Origin of the sequence: Psychromonas algarum (assembly GCF_004376845.1) — a bacterium.
Lineage (GTDB): Bacteria > Pseudomonadota > Gammaproteobacteria > Enterobacterales > Psychromonadaceae > Psychromonas.
The window spans coordinates 180,258-199,018 of sequence record NZ_SNUW01000005.1; the positions used below are offsets into that span (position 1 = coordinate 180,258).

Consider the following 18,761-nt stretch of genomic DNA (forward strand, 5'->3'; position numbering starts at 1 on the left):
TTTATGAAAAAATTTAATTTAAGTAATAGCGCATTGATTGTGGCATTAATTTGTATCACCGGCGCTGCACTCATGGTCTTTGGGTCATCACTGGGATTATGGGAACCTATCGTTGGATTTGCCGCAAGCCGCAATTACAACAATGTATTAGGTTATTGTACTATTATCATTGCCGTCATTGCTTTGTTTCTTGCTTTAAAAAACAAACAATCAAAAAACACCGTAAAATCACTTATTGCATTAGTTTTGGGTTTAATAATTTTAGCCCCCACTATGTTAAGTTTAATAACAACGCCGGTACGCTACCCACCTATTCACGATATAACCAGTGACACACAAAACCCACCACAATTTACTTTCTTAACAGACAGTCGAGCTGGCGCTAAAAATACTTTAGTGTATGCAGGTCAAGAGATTGCAGTACAACAGTTAAAAGCTTTTCCTGATATTCAGCCAATTATTTCAGAATTAGCACCAGATCAGGCTTATCTTAAAGCAATAAAAATAGCTGAAAATATGGACTGGTTAATCGTCAATCAAGATTTAAACTTACTTAAATTCGAGGCAACAGCCAGAACACCTTTCTTTAATTTTGCAGATGATGTGGTTGTTAAAATAACCACTCAACAAAATAATAGTCGTATTGATATCCGCAGTGTTTCACGTATTGGACGCGGTGATAGAGGTGTCAACGCAAAACGCATCAAAGAATTTACTGAACAGTTTAATCGTTAAAGCAAGATAAATAACTAATATCCATGTTCACCATCATTGCTGTTCATGGATATTATTAACATCTATCATTGCTACTTTACTATAAAGTTTCAGCACAACATCGCGACAAAACTACATAGCAATACCATACAGTTACAAATCATTATTAATTTTATTGCCCTACCTAATCATCTGAAAATTAACAAAAAGAATGCGTGCGACTCTGAAATTGCACCAATACTGTGCATTCTGATAAGTGCAAATAAATAGAAATTTACAATTAAATTAAATATTCCTTACCTATCAATATGTTAAAGGTAATTTAGAAAGTTGGAACGGATGTTGCAGATTTGTTAACCACGTAACAACTAATTAAATTATTAATATGAAAAAGGAATTTTTATGTCTTATTTAGTCCCTTCAGAATTTGTAACCAAAATGGTAGATGCAGGTGAATCAAAAATCTTTATGTCTACGCGTGATACATTGATCCGTGCTTTCATGGCCGGAGCCATACTCGCACTAGCAGCTGTGTTTGCCATTTCAATTGCCGTGCAAACAGGATCATTTTTAGCAGGAGCTATGTTATTCCCTGTTGGTTTTTGTATGTTATACCTAATGGGATTTGACCTTTTAACAGGTGTATTTGTATTAGCACCATTAGCATTACTTGATAAACGCCCGGGTGTAACACTTGCTGGTGTACTAAGAAACTGGGGACTTGTTTTTGTTGGTAACTTCGCAGGTGCATTACTTGTTGCTGGCATGATGGCGTTTATCTTCACTTATGGTTTTGAAATTGAACCTGGTGCCGTAGGTCAAAAAATAGCAACAATTGGTGAGTCTCGTACATTAGGTTACGCAGAATACGGTCTTGCGGGTTGGTTTACTATCTTCATTCGCGGTATGTTATGTAACTGGATGGTATCAATGGGTGTTGTTGGTGCAATGATTTCTACTACGGTTAGCGGTAAAGTCATTGCAATGTGGATGCCTATCATGGTGTTCTTCTACATGGGCTTTGAGCATTCAGTGGTAAACATGTTCTTATTCCCATCAGGCATTATCATGGGTGGTAACTTCTCTATGATGGATTACCTAATTTGGAACGAAATCCCAACTGTATTAGGTAACTTAGTTGGTGGTTTAGCATTCACAGGTTTAACGCTTTACACAACACACGTTAAAACAGGTGCTAAAAGAGCAGTACTTAAAAAAGTAGCTTAATATTTTGTATAGAAATAAGCAGCCTCGCACATGCGAGGCTTTTTTGATAGGAGCAAAGCATGGCGTCTCAACTACAAATTTCAAGTGGGCAATATTCAGATAAAGGTGTTAAAGCAGTCAACCAAGACAGCCATGGGATCCACATTCCCAATGAACCACTTTTAACGTCTAAAGGTATTGCTATCGCTGTGGCTGATGGAATTAGTAGTAGTGACGTAAGCCAAATTGCTAGTGAAGCAAGTGTGCGCTCCTTTTTAGAGGATTATTTTTGTACTTCTGAAACTTGGTCGGTTAACAAGTCTGCACAGCAAGTCTTAATTGCCAATAACTCTTGGTTACATTCCCAAACGCAAAAAAGTGAACAACGTTTCGATAAAGATAAAGGTTACATCTGTACCTTTAGTGCCATCATTATTAAATCCACCACTGCTCACGTATTTCATATCGGTGATTCGCGTATTTATCTGTTACGTGACAATGAATTAAAACTGATGACAGAAGATCATCGCCATTGGGTATCTGAAGATAAACATTACCTTAGTCGCGGCATGGGGTTTAGTGCACAGCTTGAAATTGATTACCAAACATTACAATTACAACAAGACGATATTTTTATTCTCGCAACAGATGGTATTTATGATTTCAATGATCCTAACTTTATCATTGAACAAATTAATGAAAACATAGCCAATTTGCAGCTTGCAAGTGAAAACATTGCAGAAAATGCACTTAAGCAAGGTAGTGATGACAACCTCACCATACAAATCATAAAAGTAGATGACCTACCAGAATTAAGCGTTGATGAAGTTTATTTACGTTTAACTGAGCTTCCTTTCCCGCCTATTTTAGAACCGAGAATGGAATTTGATGGCTATCAAATAATAGAATCACTGCATGACAGTAGTCGTAGTCATATTTATTTAGCCATCGACATTGACACTCAAAAGCAAGTTGTTTTAAAAACACCATCCATTGATTTAGCTTCAGACGCTGCTTATTTAGAACGATTCTTAATGGAAGAATGGGTAGCACGTCGTATTAATAATGCACATGTATTAAAACCATGTGTACAAACACGTAAACGCAATTACATTTATGTGGTAACAGAATTTATTCAAGGACAAACCTTAACACAGTGGATGATCGATAACCCTAAACCTGATTTAGAAACGGTCAGAGGAATTGTTGAACAAATCAGTAAAGGTTTATTAGCATTTCATCGTCAAGAAATGATCCATCAAGACCTCCGTCCAGAAAACATCATGATTGATCATAATGGCATAGTGAAAATTATAGATTTTGGATCCACTAAAGTAGCTGGCTTAATGGAAATTAGCTCACCTATTATTCAGCAAGAAAATTTAGGAACCGCACAATATACAGCTCCCGAATATTTTTTAGGTGAACAAGGTGCCAGTAATGCAGATATTTTTTCATTAGGTGTTATTACTTATCAAATGCTAACCGGACAACTGCCCTTTGGTGCCGAAGTAGCAAAAAGCAAAACAAAAGCCGCACAAAAACGTTTACGTTACCGTTCTGTTTTAGATGAAGAACGTGAAATTCCTGCTTGGTTAGATGACACATTATGGAAAGCATTAAATCCAAATCCGGAACATCGTTATCATGAACTATCTGAGTTTTTGTATGAATTACGACATCCTAGCAAAGAGTTTTTAAATGATATTCGACCTCCATTATTAAAACGGGATCCCGTGTTATTTTGGAAAAGCCTTTCAGGTATATTAACGACTATTATTATTTTATTGCTTTACAAAATAGTCGCTTAATAAATAATACCGATCACATGAAATAGATAAACGATTTACAGTTTTTGGTATAATTAACTACCATTTTTTTGATGGGTATTGAGTTGATTGGGTTGGTTTTTTTGTTCTTCTAAAATACTTTCGTCAGCATCAGCACACATATAAGCACGACTTGATAAAAAAGGTGTTAATGGCAACGCAGAACTTAAATTAACATCTTCTTCTTGCTCTTCTACTTTTGCTTCATTGCCTAAATTTACCAGTACACGTCTTGCCCAAAAATAAGCAATCAAACCAAACATGACAGAGCCAACCGCTTGCCCTGCCACTACACCTATTGCACCAAACCACTGACCACCAAAATAGACCAAAGGAATAGTGCCAACAGTTGCTTTACCAATATTCATCACAGTTGATGTGGTCGGGTAACCTAGATTATTAAAAGTTGCATTAGATATAAATAATAATCCATTGAAAATAAAGGCAATACATAACCAAGTACAATAGAAACTGATCATAGTCGCAGCATCACCTTCTGCACCAAATAAGAAAATAATTTGATCTTGTAGTAAATAAATCAGTAGCGCTAAAACAGTCACATAAAAGGTAGTAAATTGCACCGCTCGTTTACTTGCTAGCCTGACTCTATCAAATAATAATGCCCCGAAGTTTTGCCCCATGATCGGTCCAACAGCGCCTGAAATAGCAAAAATCATCCCAAAAGCCACAGGCAATAAACGCCCTATAACCGCCCAACCCGCAACATAACTATCACCAAAAGACGCAATCATCATAGTCACATAAGCATTACCAACAGGTGTTGCAATATTGGTACTCATGGCAGGGAAAGCAACTTTAAATATCTCTTTTTGATCCGCTAACCAAGCTTGGTAATTAAACATACCCAATAATTTATGAGTATGAGAAACACCATATAAGGCAACCCAAGCCACAACAAAACGAGCAATGACAGATGCAATAGCGGCACCGTGCAAACCTAGGCCTAATGCAAAAATAAAAATAGGATCTAAAGCTGCATTCACCCCGCCTCCCGCTAAGGTGGAATACATAGCACGTTTAGCATCACCAACGGAGCGCAGTGCAGCACCAGCACTCATTGCAATACACAATATTGGCATTGAAGGTAGCAATATACGTAGATAACCTACCGCTAAATCATGAGTTTCGCCTTGAGCACCAATTAAACTAACGAGTTCAGGACTAAAATACCAAGCTAAAGCTGCAACAAATGAAGCGATAATAAAGCCTGTTACTAGGATATTAATCACCAATCGTCGTGCTTTTTCACGGTTCTGTTCACCAATCGCTTTTGACACTAATGCCGTCATCGCGATCGATAAACCAATGCTGATTGACGTTGTAAAAAAGGCAATAGTACCGGCATAACCAACTGCAGCGGCTAATTCTGCTTCACCCAATAAACTAATAAAAAATAGATCGGCAAGATCAACTAAAAACAATGCCGTTAAACCAACCGCATTTGTTGATGACATCACCATAATATGTTTAAAGATGTTGCCGCTTACAAACTTCCCTTTGGCCATTAACTGATTTCCATTGAAGACTGAATGATGAATTAAAATTTTAAAAAAAGAATGTAACAACTATGTAGGATATAGCAATGATAATAAATAGATTATAGCAATCACATTATGCTGATTACATTAAATATGTTATCTAAATTTTGTATTGAAAAAATAGTTCAATTCAAGAGGGAAATTGACCTAATAGCTGCTCCAGTTACTCAATTGGCAGGGTCAACAAGTAAAATAATTGAAGCGACTTATTTTATTTTACTAAGTAGGTAATAAGAAAGTCATAAAAAGTAAAAAGCCAGCAGAAGCTGGCTTTAATAAATCACGTTAGCGAATGAAGATTATTTCATTGGAGCATCGTGAGTTGCAGTAACTTTGTAGAATGTAGCTTGTACATAGTCATCTGGGTTACCAGTGTTGTTCTGGTTGTAAGCACCCCATTTGAAGTACATGTATTTACCACCTTTGTCGTATCCACTCTCGCTCATGTCAACAACTTTAACAACGTCAGGCTTACCTTCACGAGAAACAGTAACAGTTAACTCGTTAGCAACAACTTTGATTTGGTAAGAGAAAACTTCACCTAATGCAATACCGTCATCAGTAATACCGTCTAAACCACCAATTAAATCATGGTAATCATCAGTACCTTCTAAAGTATTTTCATGTGCGAAGTAAACTGTACCTGTATCGCGGCTAGGAAGTTTACGGTAGTACAGACGAATTGGCTCATCATCTTGGTCATGGATTTGACCGATAATGAAACGACCCGCTTGGTGTACAACACCAGTCGTTGTAGTGTGGTCTACTTTCATTGTTACGTTAAGAACACCATCTACACCACCAGCAGCTTTTTTGTCTGCATCAGGTGCGCTACCGAATACCCAGTTGTTTTTATTAACACCTTTAGTTGCGTAAGCTTTGTTACCTTTACGTAACATTTCACGCATTTCTGTACGAGTGTATTTAGTATTAGTAGAAGTACGAACACCTTTGATGTACGAACGAATAACTAAACCGCCATCTTCAGCTGTGTAGAACAGTTCTGGATGCTCGTAACCCGCTAGTAGATCCCATTCTTGAACGTTATCAGCTCGTTTGTTTCCATCAGCATCAGTTGCGATAGATAGGTACCAGCTAGTTAGGTCAATGTTTTGGTACGGTTTGTTACCAGGTTTTGGCATCGCTGGAATTTTCGGCGATGTTAGAGCAACGTTAGTTGTACACTTCATTGAGTCACAAGGTAGTGGTAAGAACTCAATTTTAGGTGCAGTTGGAACATGGCTTATGTGGATTTTCTTGAACGTTGCATCAAATGCGCCACCACCAGCTTTATAAACTTGTGGGTATAGACCCGCTTTGAAGTAGAATGTTTCTTTCTTCCAAGCATTATCTAACTCTTCACCAAATTTAAGTTTCTTAGTAACACCACCAGCAGATAGTTCAATACCATCATCAGTCATTTTGATGATGTAAACCCATGGTTGGCTTGGATCTGCAATTTTACCTAACTTAACAGAGAACGCACTTTTTTCAGTCGTTTTGTTTAAGATAACGCGAACAGGTTTATTAGCACCTTCCCACATTAATTTAGCAGTTGCAGCATTGATACCATGTGCATGGATTTGACCTAAAACAACTTTAGGATCAGATTTTGATTTACCATCTTTTTTCAATGGTGCTTCAGGGATTTCATTTAGCTGTAATGTAGCAGCTAATGTATGTGTACCGCCGTAAGCCCAGTTTGCTAAAGGTGTTGCATCACACGCTTTCCAACCAGTTGTTAACTCACGTAATTCAGTACGAATGTAAGTAGAGTTTGGAGTACTTGTACCGCCATCTAGTGGAGTACGGAAATGCCAACCAGCTTTATCTACTTTGAAGTAATCATTGCTAGTTGCATCAGAAAGTGAAGAACCATCTAAGCTACAGCCTCGAGGTAAAATTTCGCCAGCAGAAGTCGCTTTAGTACCTTGCAATTTATAGTATGCAGCAGCGTCTTTTGCTTTAGCACCGTATAAGCCTTCGTTTGTTACTGGAACAGTTAATTTCCAGTTATTAAGAGAAGTTGCAGGGTTATCGTTACGTTCTAATTCAACTGTTGGAGCAGCAGCTTTAAGCGCAGCTAAAGAATCACTATTAATAAACTCAAGAGCACTACATGTGTTGATCTTACAGTTTACAGCGTTAAATTCAGTAACACTGTTCCATGAGTTTTTACTGTTACCTTGGCCAACGTATTTAACGTAACGCGCTTTAACAGGAGCTGTAAATGGGAAACGTTCAATAGTGTTTGTTCTGCCAGAAGATTTTTGACCAGATAAAACTTGAGTCCAAGTTTGTCCATCTTCACTTACTTCGATATCAAAGTTAGTAGAACGCTCATCACCTTTACTGAATGCAATACGCACAGCATCAAATTCAGATACTAGGCCGTAATCTAAAGTAGCAGTCTCACCTGGGCCATTTGCAGACCAACGTGTTTGAATGTCACCATCAATTAGACGATCTGGACCATTACCATCGTTTGAACTTGCTACCACTTTAACTGGTACAAGGTACGGTTCAGAGCCTTTTTCATTGATAGGTCCTGTTGGACCGCTAGTAGTAACACATCCAGCTAATGCCACAGCAATAGACGAGGTTAAAAATAGACTTAATTTTCCATGTTTCATTGGAGTCCCTATTTATATTATTTTGTGATTTAAAGTTGCGAATTAGAGCGTAACTATCAAGCTGATAAATACTTTAATCCTACAAATAGATTACATGAACTTTTTCCCTCCTGTCAGTGGGTTTATCAGGAAGTCTTAACTAGATCTCAATTTCATAACCTAAATTCCTCAAAAAGTAGATCTGTAAATGCAAAACAGATGTTTTATGCCCAATTATTAGGCGTTACAGACGGTTTCAAATGGGTTAAAACAAAAGGAAAAGCAAACAATAAACAACAAAAACGAAGTAATTAACCTTAAATAATTGCTAACAAACGAGTATGAAAAACCATAAATTTACGTAAGGAAGGCATTATTTTTTGACAAAAAAAACAGTGGATTAAAATAGGAAATAAAAAAATAAGTGATTAAATTGTATTACAAAAAGAGTACTTAAAATGAACTCATTGCTACTGCTCAGAGTAACAATGAGTTCAAAGAGAGCTATTTAACGGCAGAGTCAATGGCTGCTGGAGTATCTCCATTAATTAACTCAGAAGCTAAACAGGTATTTACCTTACAATTAACAGCATTGAACTCAGTAATACTATTCCATTGATTATGTGTATTGCCGTAACCAACGTATTTAATAAATTGAGCTTTAACAGTGACAAATGGGAAACGTTCAAAATCAGATGTTTTTCCTGAAGACTCACCCGCTGTCACAACTTTAGTCCAGCCTTTACCGTCTTCACTCACTTCAATGTCAAAACGACTAATACGTTCACTACCATTATGGAAAGCTAAACGTACAGCATTAAATTCAACACTTTTTCCATAGTTTAAAACGACCCAAGCTTTATTACCTTTAGAAGACCAACGAGTATTTAGATCGCCATCAAATAATGCATCAGGTTTATGCCCATCATGTTGACTAGAAAAAATGCCAACTGGTTTAAGGATATCTTCAGTGCCTTTCTCATTACTTGGACCGTAAGCTTTAACATAACCATTTGGAGTGATCAGTACAGGTCCGCTTTTTTTAGCCTTGGGAGGAGTAGCTGTTGCAGCGCAACCAGCTAATGCTATAGCAACTGAAGTCGTAATTAACAGACTTAATTTTCCATGTTTCATTGGAGTCCTTAATAATATTATTTTATGTTGAATGTCTTAATGCAGATTAAAAACGGAGTATCGAAATTAGATTCATATCCAGTAAATCATATCATGGTAATTTATTTTAACCCTCGCTTGCTTACCTTACCTTACCTTACCTTGAAGAGTAAATAATGGTGATTTTTCAGATATTCTAAACTAGATCTCAGTTTGATGCATATAAAAACCTGTTGAATATAAAATTGTGATCTTTTGCGAATAACACTAATCCATCATTACACACAAACGTTCACATTTCATACAAAACAACCACATAAACCCTAAAGAGATCACTAAACCAACAATAAGAACGTAAATAATAGGACAGGAAGATAGTTGTTAATTACACTAATAAATTAAGGTTTTCATTTTTGACACAATAGATGTTTGAAAATTTTTGTTCTATTTTCTAAGTACAAAATAATATCAATAAAAGGCGTTAACATGAGAAACAAAGCCCTGTTTATTATCCTCTCAATATTATTTTGGGGACTTGCTGCAATGACAATTTGGGGTGCAAGAGAACATTTTATTGAACATGAAACAGAACATGAAAAAGCTCGTACTGCTAAAGAATTAGATATTATCCGCTTTAGCCTAGAGTCCGCTGTGTTAACGGAAACCTATATCTCTGATAGTTTGGCAACCATAGTGAGTTTAGATCCTCAATATGCAATTGATAATTGGACTGAATTAGGAAAAAAATTACTAGATAAAACCAAATATATTCGTAACATCGGTCTCGCAACTGATAACGTGATCACTGAGGTATATCCATTAAAAGGAAATGAATCAACGATTGGTTTTGATTACAGAACACGTCCCGCACAATTAAAAACCGTACTCTATGCTAAACAACAAAAATCAGTTTATCTTGCCGGCCCTTTAACTCTTTTTCAAGGTGGAACGGGCCTTATTGCTCGCTTCCCTATTTTTTCAAATTTTGTCGATAATAACGATTATTGGGGAGTCCTTAGTGTTGTTATAGACTTTGACTTACTAATTTCTGAAACAGGTTTAAATGATTTTAAGAATGCTGACATCGCGCTAATGAAACATAATATTGATGACAATAGTACTCATGTTTTCTATGGCGATAAAAGTGTTTTTGAACAACCTGATATAGAGTACCCAATTCAACTGCCATCGGGCCAATGGACAATGGCTGCCAAAATAAAGGTTAGTAATCTGCAAGAGATCCACTCAATCAATAATATACTTTTAACCATCTCTTTTATTGTGGTGTTGCTTTTATATATTTTACTGCTGTTGCTATACCGAGATTATAAATACAAAGTGATGCTCACACTGCAAGACGAACTCACTAAAATACCTAATCGTCGTCATATCATGCAATTACTTAAAAAATTAACGGCAGATAGTAACGCTTCTTTTGCCCTATTAAACATTGATATCAATGGGTTCAAAAAAATAAACGATAAACTAGGACATGAAGCTGGCGACCAATTTATTAAATACGTTGCAAATTTATTAACCTCAGAAACAAAAGATCATGGCACCGCTGCACGTTATGGTGGTGATGAGTTTTTAATTGTACTTGAGAATGTAGAAAATAATGCACAGGTTGAAACCTTCATCAATCAGATCCGAGAAGCAACTAAATCCACACAGTTTTTTTGGCATGACCATGAGATCCCACTTTCATTAAGTATTGGTTCAGCTATTTTTGAAGGTGAAATAGATACAATAGAAAAATTATTATCAAGTGCTGACAAAACAATGTATGCACAAAAAAACCAGGGGCGTCGTAAAACAGATAGGGTCAAGCCTGAAGAAAGTAAATTATAACTTGTAGACAGAACTGACTTTAAAATATTCAGCAATTAAAGTCAGTTTTGATAATTTCAAAGCAAAAGACGCACACCTTTAAGCTTTCATTAAGAAGCAACCTCTTCTCGTTTTTGTTCACATTGTTTCACTAAAAGCGAAGCCGTTTCATATTGAGCATGCACAAAAGAACTAATAGCGAGATCAGATAACACCTCTTTTTCTTCCAGGGTATTCACTTTTACAATCAGGTTTGCTTGAGGGTAATACTCTAATACCGATTCACAAATAATTTGAATATTACGAATTGAGTTCACCGTTAAAATAATTCCTGTTGAGGCTTCAACTTTTAATGACTCTAAAACAGGTTGTTTATCTAAGTGACCAAAATAAGCGCTGTAACCTCTTCTTCTCGCCAATTGCACGTGTTGCAAGTTATCAGAAATAATTAAGAACTTTTTATTTTTACTTTGTAACTCTTTGGCCACAATTCTACCTAAAGTATCAAAGCCACAAATAATAATATGTTGCTCAATTTTCACCGGCGTAATTTTATCAGCTTCAAAGAATTCAGTGACAAATAACGCCGCCAATTTATAAATATTGTTAACCATAAATGGTGTAATAATCATTGATAACACAGTCACCAAAATAAGAAATCCACCTAACTCCTGAGAGATAATATTTTGGCTTGTAGCTAATGCAAAAATAGCAAAGGAAAACTCCCCCACCTGACACAAAGCTAATGCTGCTTTAAGTGCATCACTTTTGTTAGACTCTCTTCTAATTAAACAATAAACAACAACAGCTTTAATCAACATAGTAGCAACCAAAACAGCCGCAACAAAATGCAAATGGCTCAAGAAATACAGCACATCTATTTTAGTACCGATAGAAAAGAAAAAGGCGCCTAATAACAGGTCTTTATAAGAAGCAATATCAGACTCAACCTTCACGTGAAACTGGCTTTCAGCAATGATCATCCCCGCAATAAATGCACCTAAAGAATAAGTAAATCCCATCTCATGTGCGAGTAAAGAAGCACATAAAACAATGGCTAATACAGAGCCTAAGAACATCTCCTCCATTCTTGCGCGACTTGAAAAGTGTAATAACCATTCAATGATTTTTTTACCCAAGGTAAACATAAACACAATCACTAAACAGGCATAAATAGAGGTTTTAAGTAAAACATCCCCAACTGACAACCCTTCTTTAGCTAAAAAACCAATCAATAACAAAATCGGAATAACCGCAAGATCTTGAAAGATGAGAATCGCCACTGATTTTTCACCATAGGGTGTCACAATATCTTTAGATTTTTTAAGGTAAGTCACCACAATTGCCGTAGAAGAAAGACTGAAAGCCAATGCAATAATAATTGCAGAAGTCATATCCAATTTAATCGCATAAAAGGTAATTAAAAATATCAGTATGGAGCTAACCACAACCTGAATAAAACCATTAATGAAAATGATCTTTCTTAACCTTTTTAATTTATTAAAAGACATCTCCAAACCAATGGTAAACATCAAAAAGACAATGCCAAATTCACCAATGAGCTCTAGAGACGTAAGATCGGAATGACCATTAAAATCGAAGATATTACTAATAATGGTGCCAGTAATAATGTAACCGACAATATGAGAAATAGAGAATTTTGTAAGCACTATGTTGATAATGCTCGCGATAGCTAATGAGATAGCAATAATGATAAGTATCGAGTCCATTATGATCCTTATAATGAGTAGCTTGTGACAGCCAATATATAACGTAGGTCACATTTCTTACACTCTTTTTTTAAAAAAAGAATGAAAAAACAACTTCATAATCTAGTAAGTTGGGGGAAGATCATACAGATCGCAGCATCGCAATCCTATGTTACAAATGAGGCCATCTTACTTTAAAAACTTTTTTGGAGACTGTAATAAAACTGTGTAACTGCTTATTTATAATCCTACTATTTGGAAAAGGATAAGCAGTTATGGATCAAAAGCAATTAGAAGTGTTTGCTCGTGAAGCCGCTAAAACATTAAAAACAGAAAAAGACCTCACTAACTTTAGCCAGATGCTAACCAAGATAACCGTTGAAGCTGCCTTAAATGCAGAGTTAGACGACCATCTTCTACTCTAAGCACCGTAAATCATCTTCTACTAACAGTCGTAACGGCACATCAACCAAAACTATTATCACTGATGATGGGGCGTTTGAACTTGACCAGAATATTTTATTTGGTAGCAGTAAATTGAGACATATTTTTTACACCACTGACGAATAGTTTCATAGCTAACACCAACCTCACTAGCTGAAAGTAACTATTAATATAACGAAAACTGAGCGTTCTCAATGGAGTAATTCAACTCGCCACTTTTTCTTATCATTGCAGTTAAAGATAACTCACGACTGTGTAACTTAGGTCACACAGTTGAGTAATGAAGCGATATACGAGGGACTTAAGCAATTGATTCTTAAATCAATAATATTGTTATGATCACACATGTTTAGATATAGATTTAGTACTAGAACACCAAAAAGAATTATTTATTTTCTAAACGGGCTCAAATTTTATGATTCAATATTTATATTGAATCATTAACTGACAACCGCTTTTAATCTCGCTAACGGTTTCATCTCTTCACTTGCAATAATAGCTTGATAATCGCTATTTTTAGCGATCAACTGATAACGTCCATCGTTTAATTTTTTGACATCACGTAATAGATACTGATCATCGCCCGTCATTTCATGATTCTCAATGACTATGGTTTGTCCTTGCAAAGAGCCTGCGCTATCCGGTGTAATGAGCTCTAATAAAAGCAAGTCACCATCTTGTATTGGATGTTTACCACCGTTCATAGAATGACCTGTTGCGTACGCTAAAAAATGTCTCTTGGGATCTAAATGTCCATGTCCTTCTGGCGCGATCTTATATTCAACTTGTGAAGAATCTCCAGTTTTAAAGTGACCACATGCTATTTTTATATCAGGATAGAAGCCGAGTTGTATTACATTATTTTCGACATAGCTTTCGACATAGCTATTTGCTTCAATAAGCGTTTCAGATAAGTCTTCAATTGCCGTTTTAACAGTATCTCGATGTCTATATGCTAATAGTCTAAAATCCAGTAATTCCTGCACCCAATGTTCAAAGTAGTCTTTATCATTTTCAGCAATGTGAATATTAGCCACAAATTTATTATCGATAATGGAAAACCATGTTTTTGTGTTTTTATTGGCTGTTGCATAGGCTTTTATTGGATTACGTTTCCAGTAGCTAAGCCATACTTTACTATTCGCTTCACTCTGACGCTCTTTACTTGGTAACTCTGTTTCGAACAAATGAGGATAGCGTTTTAATACTCGATAGCTTTCAGCACTTAACGCTTCAAGTGAAGGTGGTTTTGCAAATCCATCTAATCGTAAAAATGCTTTCAACAAGATAGCTTTAAAGGATTTGGACATACTGGTTGTTTGTACTACAGAGGTGATAAACGCTACATGATTATCTGATAGTTGATGAGTCATATTATGTTTTTCAACTTCAATAATAAGCTCAACCCAGCTACCATATTGCTTGTTTACTTTCTTTAAATCACTATACGCTAAGAAGAACTCTGATGCTGTTGGCCTATGTCCAAGTTGTTCATAAAGTGTCTGATAATCTTCTAGAGCATTTGTACGTTGTTGTTTAGCTAACACTTCCCAAAATTCAGTTATTTCAAGGTCATAATTAATATAACAACCTTCACTCAAAGTAGGATCTTTGTATTTAGCTAAGGTTTCTTGTACTGACCCACTCCCCAATAAAGCAGCAGGCTTATTTAAAAATGAATGATGATTTCCGATGAAGTCTAAAACTACAAGGTGTGATTTATTTTCAAATAACCGAAGACCACGCCCTAATTGCTGTAAAAATAAAATTTTAGAATCACTAGGACGTAACATTAGAATCGTATCGATAGCAGGTAAGTCGGTTCCTTCATTAAACAGATCAACAGAAAAGAGAATTTCTAGTTCTCCACTCGCTAGTTGATTAAGGGCATCATTACGGCGAACGGTAGATTGACTATGTACCGATGCAGCTTTGATCCCTTTTTTTATAAAACTATCCGCCATAAAGTCAGCATGCTTTGTTGATATACAAAAAGCGAGAGTCGTTGCTTGCTTATGCTTTTCCCAATGATGGAGAATATGCAAAAACCTTTTTTGAGTCGCAAATTGGTGTTCGAGGTGATCGGGATCGAATCGGCCATTACGCCATGGAATAGCCGTATAATCGACACTACCATCCCAAATACCGTAATAATGGAAAGGCACTAATATTTGGTCATCAATCCCTTGCGTTAAATTACGCTCGTAGACTAAATTATTTTCACATAAACCCAATATATCTGCTTGATCCGTTCTTTCAGGTGTTGCCGTTAATCCGAGTAAAAATTTTGGCTCAAAATAGGTAAGTAAATTTTGATAAATCGATGCACTGGCATGGTGAAATTCATCGACAATGACATAATCAAAATGATTTTTTGTAAACTGATTTAAATGTGTATTTTTGCCAATTGTCTGTACAGAAGCAAAAAGCAATTCAGCTTCTTGATCTTTAACATTGGCCTTATAAAACCCAGTTTTTTTAGTTGGTAATAATTGTGCAAACGTTCTTTGAGCTTGTATTAAAATCTCTTCTCGGTGAGCAACAAATAAAACTCTTTTTGCATTCACCTGTTTTACATCAAAAGCAGACAACCATGTTTTACCCATGCCTGTTGCTAAAACAACTAAACCTCTGAGGTAGCCTTCTTCACGTGTTATCTGTAAAGCCTGTAACGCCTCTAATTGAATGTTACTAGGCGTTGCGCGTTCGGTAGGCTCTAGTTGAACACTTGGAGCATTGATATTAACAAATTTCATCACCCGTCTACGTTGCAAGTAATCGGAGATCCATTCATTAGTCAAAGTCTTTACTTTAGAATGGGAGAAAATAGCAGAAAATGCCTCTCGAATAGCATTAAAAGTGATTGCCTCTTTAGAGTCTATAGGTAAGTTAAAATCATGACGATAGCACCATTCATGAGCGTTAGTTAATGCACTTTTACTAATATTGTTTGAACCAATAAAAGCACAACCCTCAGTCACTTCCGCAGTCGATGAACTCACTTTAGTCTTTACAAAAATATAAGACTTCATGTGGAAACTTTGTTGATTATCGCTTTGATATATACGAATATCAGCCCCTCTATCAACAAGTGGCATGAGTTCTCTTAGAGCGATAGGATCTGTAATATCAAGATAATCAGAGGTTAATATTTTTAGCTGACAATTATTAACGAGAGCATCTTTTAAAGACTCAAATAATAAAGTTAAACCACTTCTTTGAATGAAAGAAACAGTTATTTCAATTTCGTCTGCACGATTGATAGCGTGTATTAATTTAGGTAATAGTGGGTCTTCATCACCCGTTGTCAGTTGTGAATCCCCGAGTAGTAGGCTTGATGAAAGAATTTTATTCATTTATAACGTCCTTGCGTAAAATCACATTCAACCATTGTTCGGATTCACGCCCTTCTCGCAGATCTCCCGTTCTCCATTGTTTAACAATGGCAATAGGTTTCCCCGTAATATACTGCCCAAAACTGACTTCATCTACATTGGTAAATACCCTACCATTTCGAATAACTTCTTCTCGTCCTAATTTAAAAGAGCAATAAAAAACGCCTGACTCTTTTAATAGTGAAACAAATTTCGATATTACATTGGATAACTCATCTTCTGGGACATGTAATAAAGAAGCACAAGCCCAAATCCCATCGAATTTAATGCTACTTTCAAAGGTTTGAAATAAGGCTTGTTGCACTGGTTGCTTTATTAATTTGGAAGCTAAAGATGCTAACTCTTTACTTGCATCAAATGCACATATTTCATATCCATGTTCAATGAAGAATTTACTATCTCGACCAGCACCACATCCAGCGTCCAGTATTAAACCGTTATTTTTAATTAAAGGTAAAAATTCATCATATAAAGCAGTCATATCAATATCGACAGTTGCGTCATAAAATGATTTTGCATTCGAGGAATAATATTGAGCGTTGAGAGTTTTCATAAATTCTTAATTCAGTTTATTTTTTAAATAATATTACTTAGCTATGACACGATTAGAAAATTAAAAGTACATTCAAAAAATTTAAAAATATTAATTATTTTTAGTCTGTGCTTAAATTTAAAACATATTATATTAAATTGATATTTTAAAACCTACTCACAAACCATATAAAACTGTTGATGGTCGCAATTTGGTCACAAATTGGTCACAAAAGTTAAAAACTCAATTTTAGTCCTTAAATACTTAGCGATAATACAGTAAGTATTCCTGAGGGAATGGACGTATGAAACGAAGAAATTTGTAAATTTTAAACAAAAAAAAACCGCTTTTGCGTTTAAGCATAAAGCGGTTTTCTTAATGTGGTCGGTGATAGAGGATTCGAACCTCTGACCCTCTGGTCCCAAACCAGATGCGCTACCAAGCTGCGCTAATCACCGAGATATTTTAATTCGTATTTTAAAATCAAGGGTCAGAACCCTCTGGTCCAACTCTTATCCAAAACACCGGAGATGCGCTACCAAGCTGCGCTAATCACCGAAATTGTTAATATCTTTATTAGTCTTGGGTTGAAAATAACTAATTGATATTGTTGTTTAAATGGTGCGGAAAGAGAGACTTGAACTCTCACACCTTGCGATACTAGAACCTAAATCTAGCGCGTCTACCAATTCCGCCACTTCCGCATCTATTTAAACTTTTACTCATTTTACTTTTAAAAAATGGGGCGAATGACGGGGTTTGAACCCGCGACAACCGGAATCACAATCCGGGGCTCTACCAACTGAGCTACATCCGCCACTATACTTTTTAAAAATGGTACGCCCTACAGGATTCGAACCTGTGGCCTACGGCTTAGAAGGCCGTTGCTCTATCCAGCTGAGCTAAGGGCGCAAAAGCAGGACTTATTACTTACAATGACAAATCACTGTTTTTAAATGTGGTCGGTGATAGAGGATTCGAACCTCTGACCCTCTGGTCCCAAACCAGATGCGCTACCAAGCTGCGCTAATCACCGAGTATTTTTTGTGCTTTGTAATAACGGGTCAAACCCTCTGGTTCAACTCTTTCACAAAGCATTGGATATGCACTATCAAACTGTACTTCACCAAGTTATGTTTAATAAAAAGTAAAACTTATTATTAAACCGCTGAAACATTAATGCTTATCAACGGAGCGAGATATTACTGAGTTGCTCGGAGATCGTCAAACTTTATTTGTAGATATTGTGTTGCTTGCTGAATAATTAAACGGTTTGTCTTAATATCGATCTATTTTATTCAATAAATCTTATGAACCTAGAATATATATCAGGCAGGTTTAACATTTGGTAATATTAAATCTTGCCCTAGAACTCTTATTTTAGGTTATTAAATTAAATATTAAGGTGATGAGTTTGTATGAATTAACACTGACACTTATTCGTGGTTTACCAGGAAGCGGGAAAAGTACATTAGCGAGAAGTTTGCTAAATAATTATCTAAATGAATGTGCTCATCTTGAAGCAGATATGTTTTTTGTTAATAAACAGGGGGAATATGAATTTGCTCCTAATAAGCTTAAACAAGCCCATCAATGGTGTGAACAACAATGTGAATTATATTTGCAGCAAAATATAAATGTTATCGTTTCGAATACCTTCGTAAAACAATGGGAGCTCAAATATTATCGTTTGCTTGCTAAAAAATATAATGCAAAATTAATTATCCAAACCTGTCACGGAAAATACAAAAATATACATCAAGTACCAGAAGCGACAATTAAAAAGATGAAACGCCAATGGGAAGTATAATTTTCAAA

11 protein-coding genes, 5 tRNA genes and 1 pseudogene are annotated in these 18,761 nt (G+C 35.9%); 6 read left to right on the forward strand and 11 right to left on the reverse strand.

What is annotated here, in order from left to right:
- Positions 1 to 3 precede the first annotated feature (3 nt).
- The 3 genes from E2R68_RS06020 (at position 4) to E2R68_RS06030 (ending at position 3,731) form a co-directional block, all read left to right on the forward strand.
- Positions 4 to 735, forward strand: coding sequence for a DUF1499 domain-containing protein (locus tag E2R68_RS06020; protein WP_134276596.1), 732 nt, complete (start codon positions 4 to 6; stop codon positions 733 to 735).
- Positions 736 to 1,116: 381 nt separating this feature from the next.
- Positions 1,117 to 1,941 carry a formate/nitrite transporter family protein gene (locus E2R68_RS06025; protein WP_134276597.1) on the forward strand — a complete coding sequence of 275 codons (825 nt, stop codon included), beginning with the start codon at positions 1,117 to 1,119 and terminating at the stop codon, positions 1,939 to 1,941.
- Between the two features lie 59 nt (positions 1,942 to 2,000).
- Entirely contained in the window at positions 2,001 to 3,731 is a 1,731-nt protein-coding gene (locus E2R68_RS06030; RefSeq protein WP_134276598.1) for a bifunctional protein-serine/threonine kinase/phosphatase, read from the forward strand.
- A gap of 53 nt (positions 3,732 to 3,784) precedes the next feature.
- Here the strand turns inward: E2R68_RS06030 and E2R68_RS06035 are convergent, their stop codons facing one another.
- The 3 genes from E2R68_RS06035 to E2R68_RS06045 all read right to left on the reverse strand — a co-directional run bounded on the left by E2R68_RS06035 (position 3,785) and on the right by E2R68_RS06045 (position 9,054).
- Positions 3,785 to 5,275, reverse strand: coding sequence for an MATE family efflux transporter (locus tag E2R68_RS06035; RefSeq protein ID WP_134276599.1), 1,491 nt, complete (start codon positions 5,273 to 5,275; stop codon positions 3,785 to 3,787).
- Between the two features lie 332 nt (positions 5,276 to 5,607).
- Positions 5,608 to 7,941: a polysaccharide lyase family 7 protein gene (locus tag E2R68_RS06040; protein WP_134276600.1), complete on the reverse strand. Its 2,334-nt coding sequence runs from the start codon at positions 7,939 to 7,941 to the stop codon at positions 5,608 to 5,610.
- A 483-nt stretch (positions 7,942 to 8,424) separates the two neighbouring features.
- Positions 8,425 to 9,054, reverse strand: coding sequence for a discoidin domain-containing protein (locus E2R68_RS06045; protein WP_134276601.1), 630 nt, complete (start codon positions 9,052 to 9,054; stop codon positions 8,425 to 8,427).
- A 465-nt stretch (positions 9,055 to 9,519) separates the two neighbouring features.
- Between E2R68_RS06045 and E2R68_RS06050 the strand changes: the two genes are divergently transcribed.
- The gene (locus tag E2R68_RS06050) at positions 9,520 to 10,884 is read left to right on the forward strand and encodes a diguanylate cyclase domain-containing protein (protein WP_134276602.1); all 1,365 of its coding nucleotides are present in this window, start codon (positions 9,520 to 9,522) and stop codon (positions 10,882 to 10,884) included.
- 89 nt (positions 10,885 to 10,973) lie between these two features.
- On the opposite strand, the gene E2R68_RS06055 is transcribed toward E2R68_RS06050, so the two are convergent.
- On the reverse strand, positions 10,974 to 12,593 hold the full coding sequence (locus E2R68_RS06055) for a cation:proton antiporter domain-containing protein (RefSeq protein WP_134276603.1): 1,620 nt from the start codon (positions 12,591 to 12,593) through the stop codon (positions 10,974 to 10,976).
- 254 nt (positions 12,594 to 12,847) lie between these two features.
- Here E2R68_RS06055 and E2R68_RS14255 point away from each other — a divergent pair.
- Positions 12,848 to 13,082 (forward strand): annotated as a pseudogene (locus E2R68_RS14255) (transposase); the annotation flags it as partial.
- Positions 13,083 to 13,456: 374 nt separating this feature from the next.
- On the opposite strand, the gene E2R68_RS06060 reads toward E2R68_RS14255, so the two are convergent.
- The 7 genes from E2R68_RS06060 to E2R68_RS06090 all read right to left on the reverse strand — a co-directional run bounded on the left by E2R68_RS06060 (position 13,457) and on the right by E2R68_RS06090 (position 17,979).
- Positions 13,457 to 16,372 (reverse strand): DEAD/DEAH box helicase family protein, encoded by a 2,916-nt coding sequence (locus tag E2R68_RS06060; RefSeq protein ID WP_134276604.1) that lies wholly within the window; start codon positions 16,370 to 16,372, stop codon positions 13,457 to 13,459.
- Positions 16,365 to 16,964, reverse strand: a complete 600-nt coding sequence (locus tag E2R68_RS06065; RefSeq protein ID WP_134276605.1) for a class I SAM-dependent methyltransferase — start codon at positions 16,962 to 16,964, stop codon at positions 16,365 to 16,367. The genes E2R68_RS06060 and E2R68_RS06065 overlap by 8 nt, the downstream gene beginning before the upstream one ends.
- Positions 16,965 to 17,324: 360 nt before the next feature.
- Positions 17,325 to 17,401: transfer RNA gene (locus tag E2R68_RS06070), tRNA-Pro, on the reverse strand.
- A gap of 161 nt (positions 17,402 to 17,562) precedes the next feature.
- Positions 17,563 to 17,647: transfer RNA gene (locus E2R68_RS06075), tRNA-Leu, on the reverse strand.
- 37 nt (positions 17,648 to 17,684) lie between these two features.
- A tRNA-His gene (locus tag E2R68_RS06080) sits at positions 17,685 to 17,760 on the reverse strand.
- Between the two features lie 18 nt (positions 17,761 to 17,778).
- A tRNA-Arg gene (locus E2R68_RS06085) sits at positions 17,779 to 17,855 on the reverse strand.
- Between the two features lie 47 nt (positions 17,856 to 17,902).
- A tRNA-Pro gene (locus E2R68_RS06090) sits at positions 17,903 to 17,979 on the reverse strand.
- Positions 17,980 to 18,351: 372 nt separating this feature from the next.
- Here E2R68_RS06090 and E2R68_RS06095 point away from each other — a divergent pair.
- On the forward strand, positions 18,352 to 18,753 hold the full coding sequence (locus E2R68_RS06095) for an ATP-binding protein (RefSeq protein WP_134276606.1): 402 nt from the start codon (positions 18,352 to 18,354) through the stop codon (positions 18,751 to 18,753).
- Positions 18,754 to 18,761 lie beyond the last annotated feature (8 nt).

Excerpts from the sequence above, each read along its gene's own strand:
- E2R68_RS06020 (WP_134276596.1), top strand. The coding sequence starts at position 4 with ATGAAAAAATTTAATTTAAGTAATAGCGCATTGATTGTGGCATTAATT.
- E2R68_RS06025 (WP_134276597.1), top strand. The coding sequence starts at position 1,117 with ATGTCTTATTTAGTCCCTTCAGAATTTGTAACCAAAATGGTAGATGCA.
- E2R68_RS06030 (WP_134276598.1), top strand. The coding sequence starts at position 2,001 with ATGGCGTCTCAACTACAAATTTCAAGTGGGCAATATTCAGATAAAGGT.
- E2R68_RS06035 (WP_134276599.1), bottom strand. The coding sequence starts at position 5,275 with ATGGCCAAAGGGAAGTTTGTAAGCGGCAACATCTTTAAACATATTATG.
- E2R68_RS06040 (WP_134276600.1), bottom strand. The coding sequence starts at position 7,941 with ATGAAACATGGAAAATTAAGTCTATTTTTAACCTCGTCTATTGCTGTG.
- E2R68_RS06045 (WP_134276601.1), bottom strand. The coding sequence starts at position 9,054 with ATGAAACATGGAAAATTAAGTCTGTTAATTACGACTTCAGTTGCTATA.
- E2R68_RS06050 (WP_134276602.1), top strand. The coding sequence starts at position 9,520 with ATGAGAAACAAAGCCCTGTTTATTATCCTCTCAATATTATTTTGGGGA.
- E2R68_RS06055 (WP_134276603.1), bottom strand. The coding sequence starts at position 12,593 with ATGGACTCGATACTTATCATTATTGCTATCTCATTAGCTATCGCGAGC.
- E2R68_RS06060 (WP_134276604.1), bottom strand. The coding sequence starts at position 16,372 with ATGAATAAAATTCTTTCATCAAGCCTACTACTCGGGGATTCACAACTG.
- E2R68_RS06065 (WP_134276605.1), bottom strand. The coding sequence starts at position 16,964 with ATGAAAACTCTCAACGCTCAATATTATTCCTCGAATGCAAAATCATTT.
- E2R68_RS06095 (WP_134276606.1), top strand. The coding sequence starts at position 18,352 with ATGAGTTTGTATGAATTAACACTGACACTTATTCGTGGTTTACCAGGA.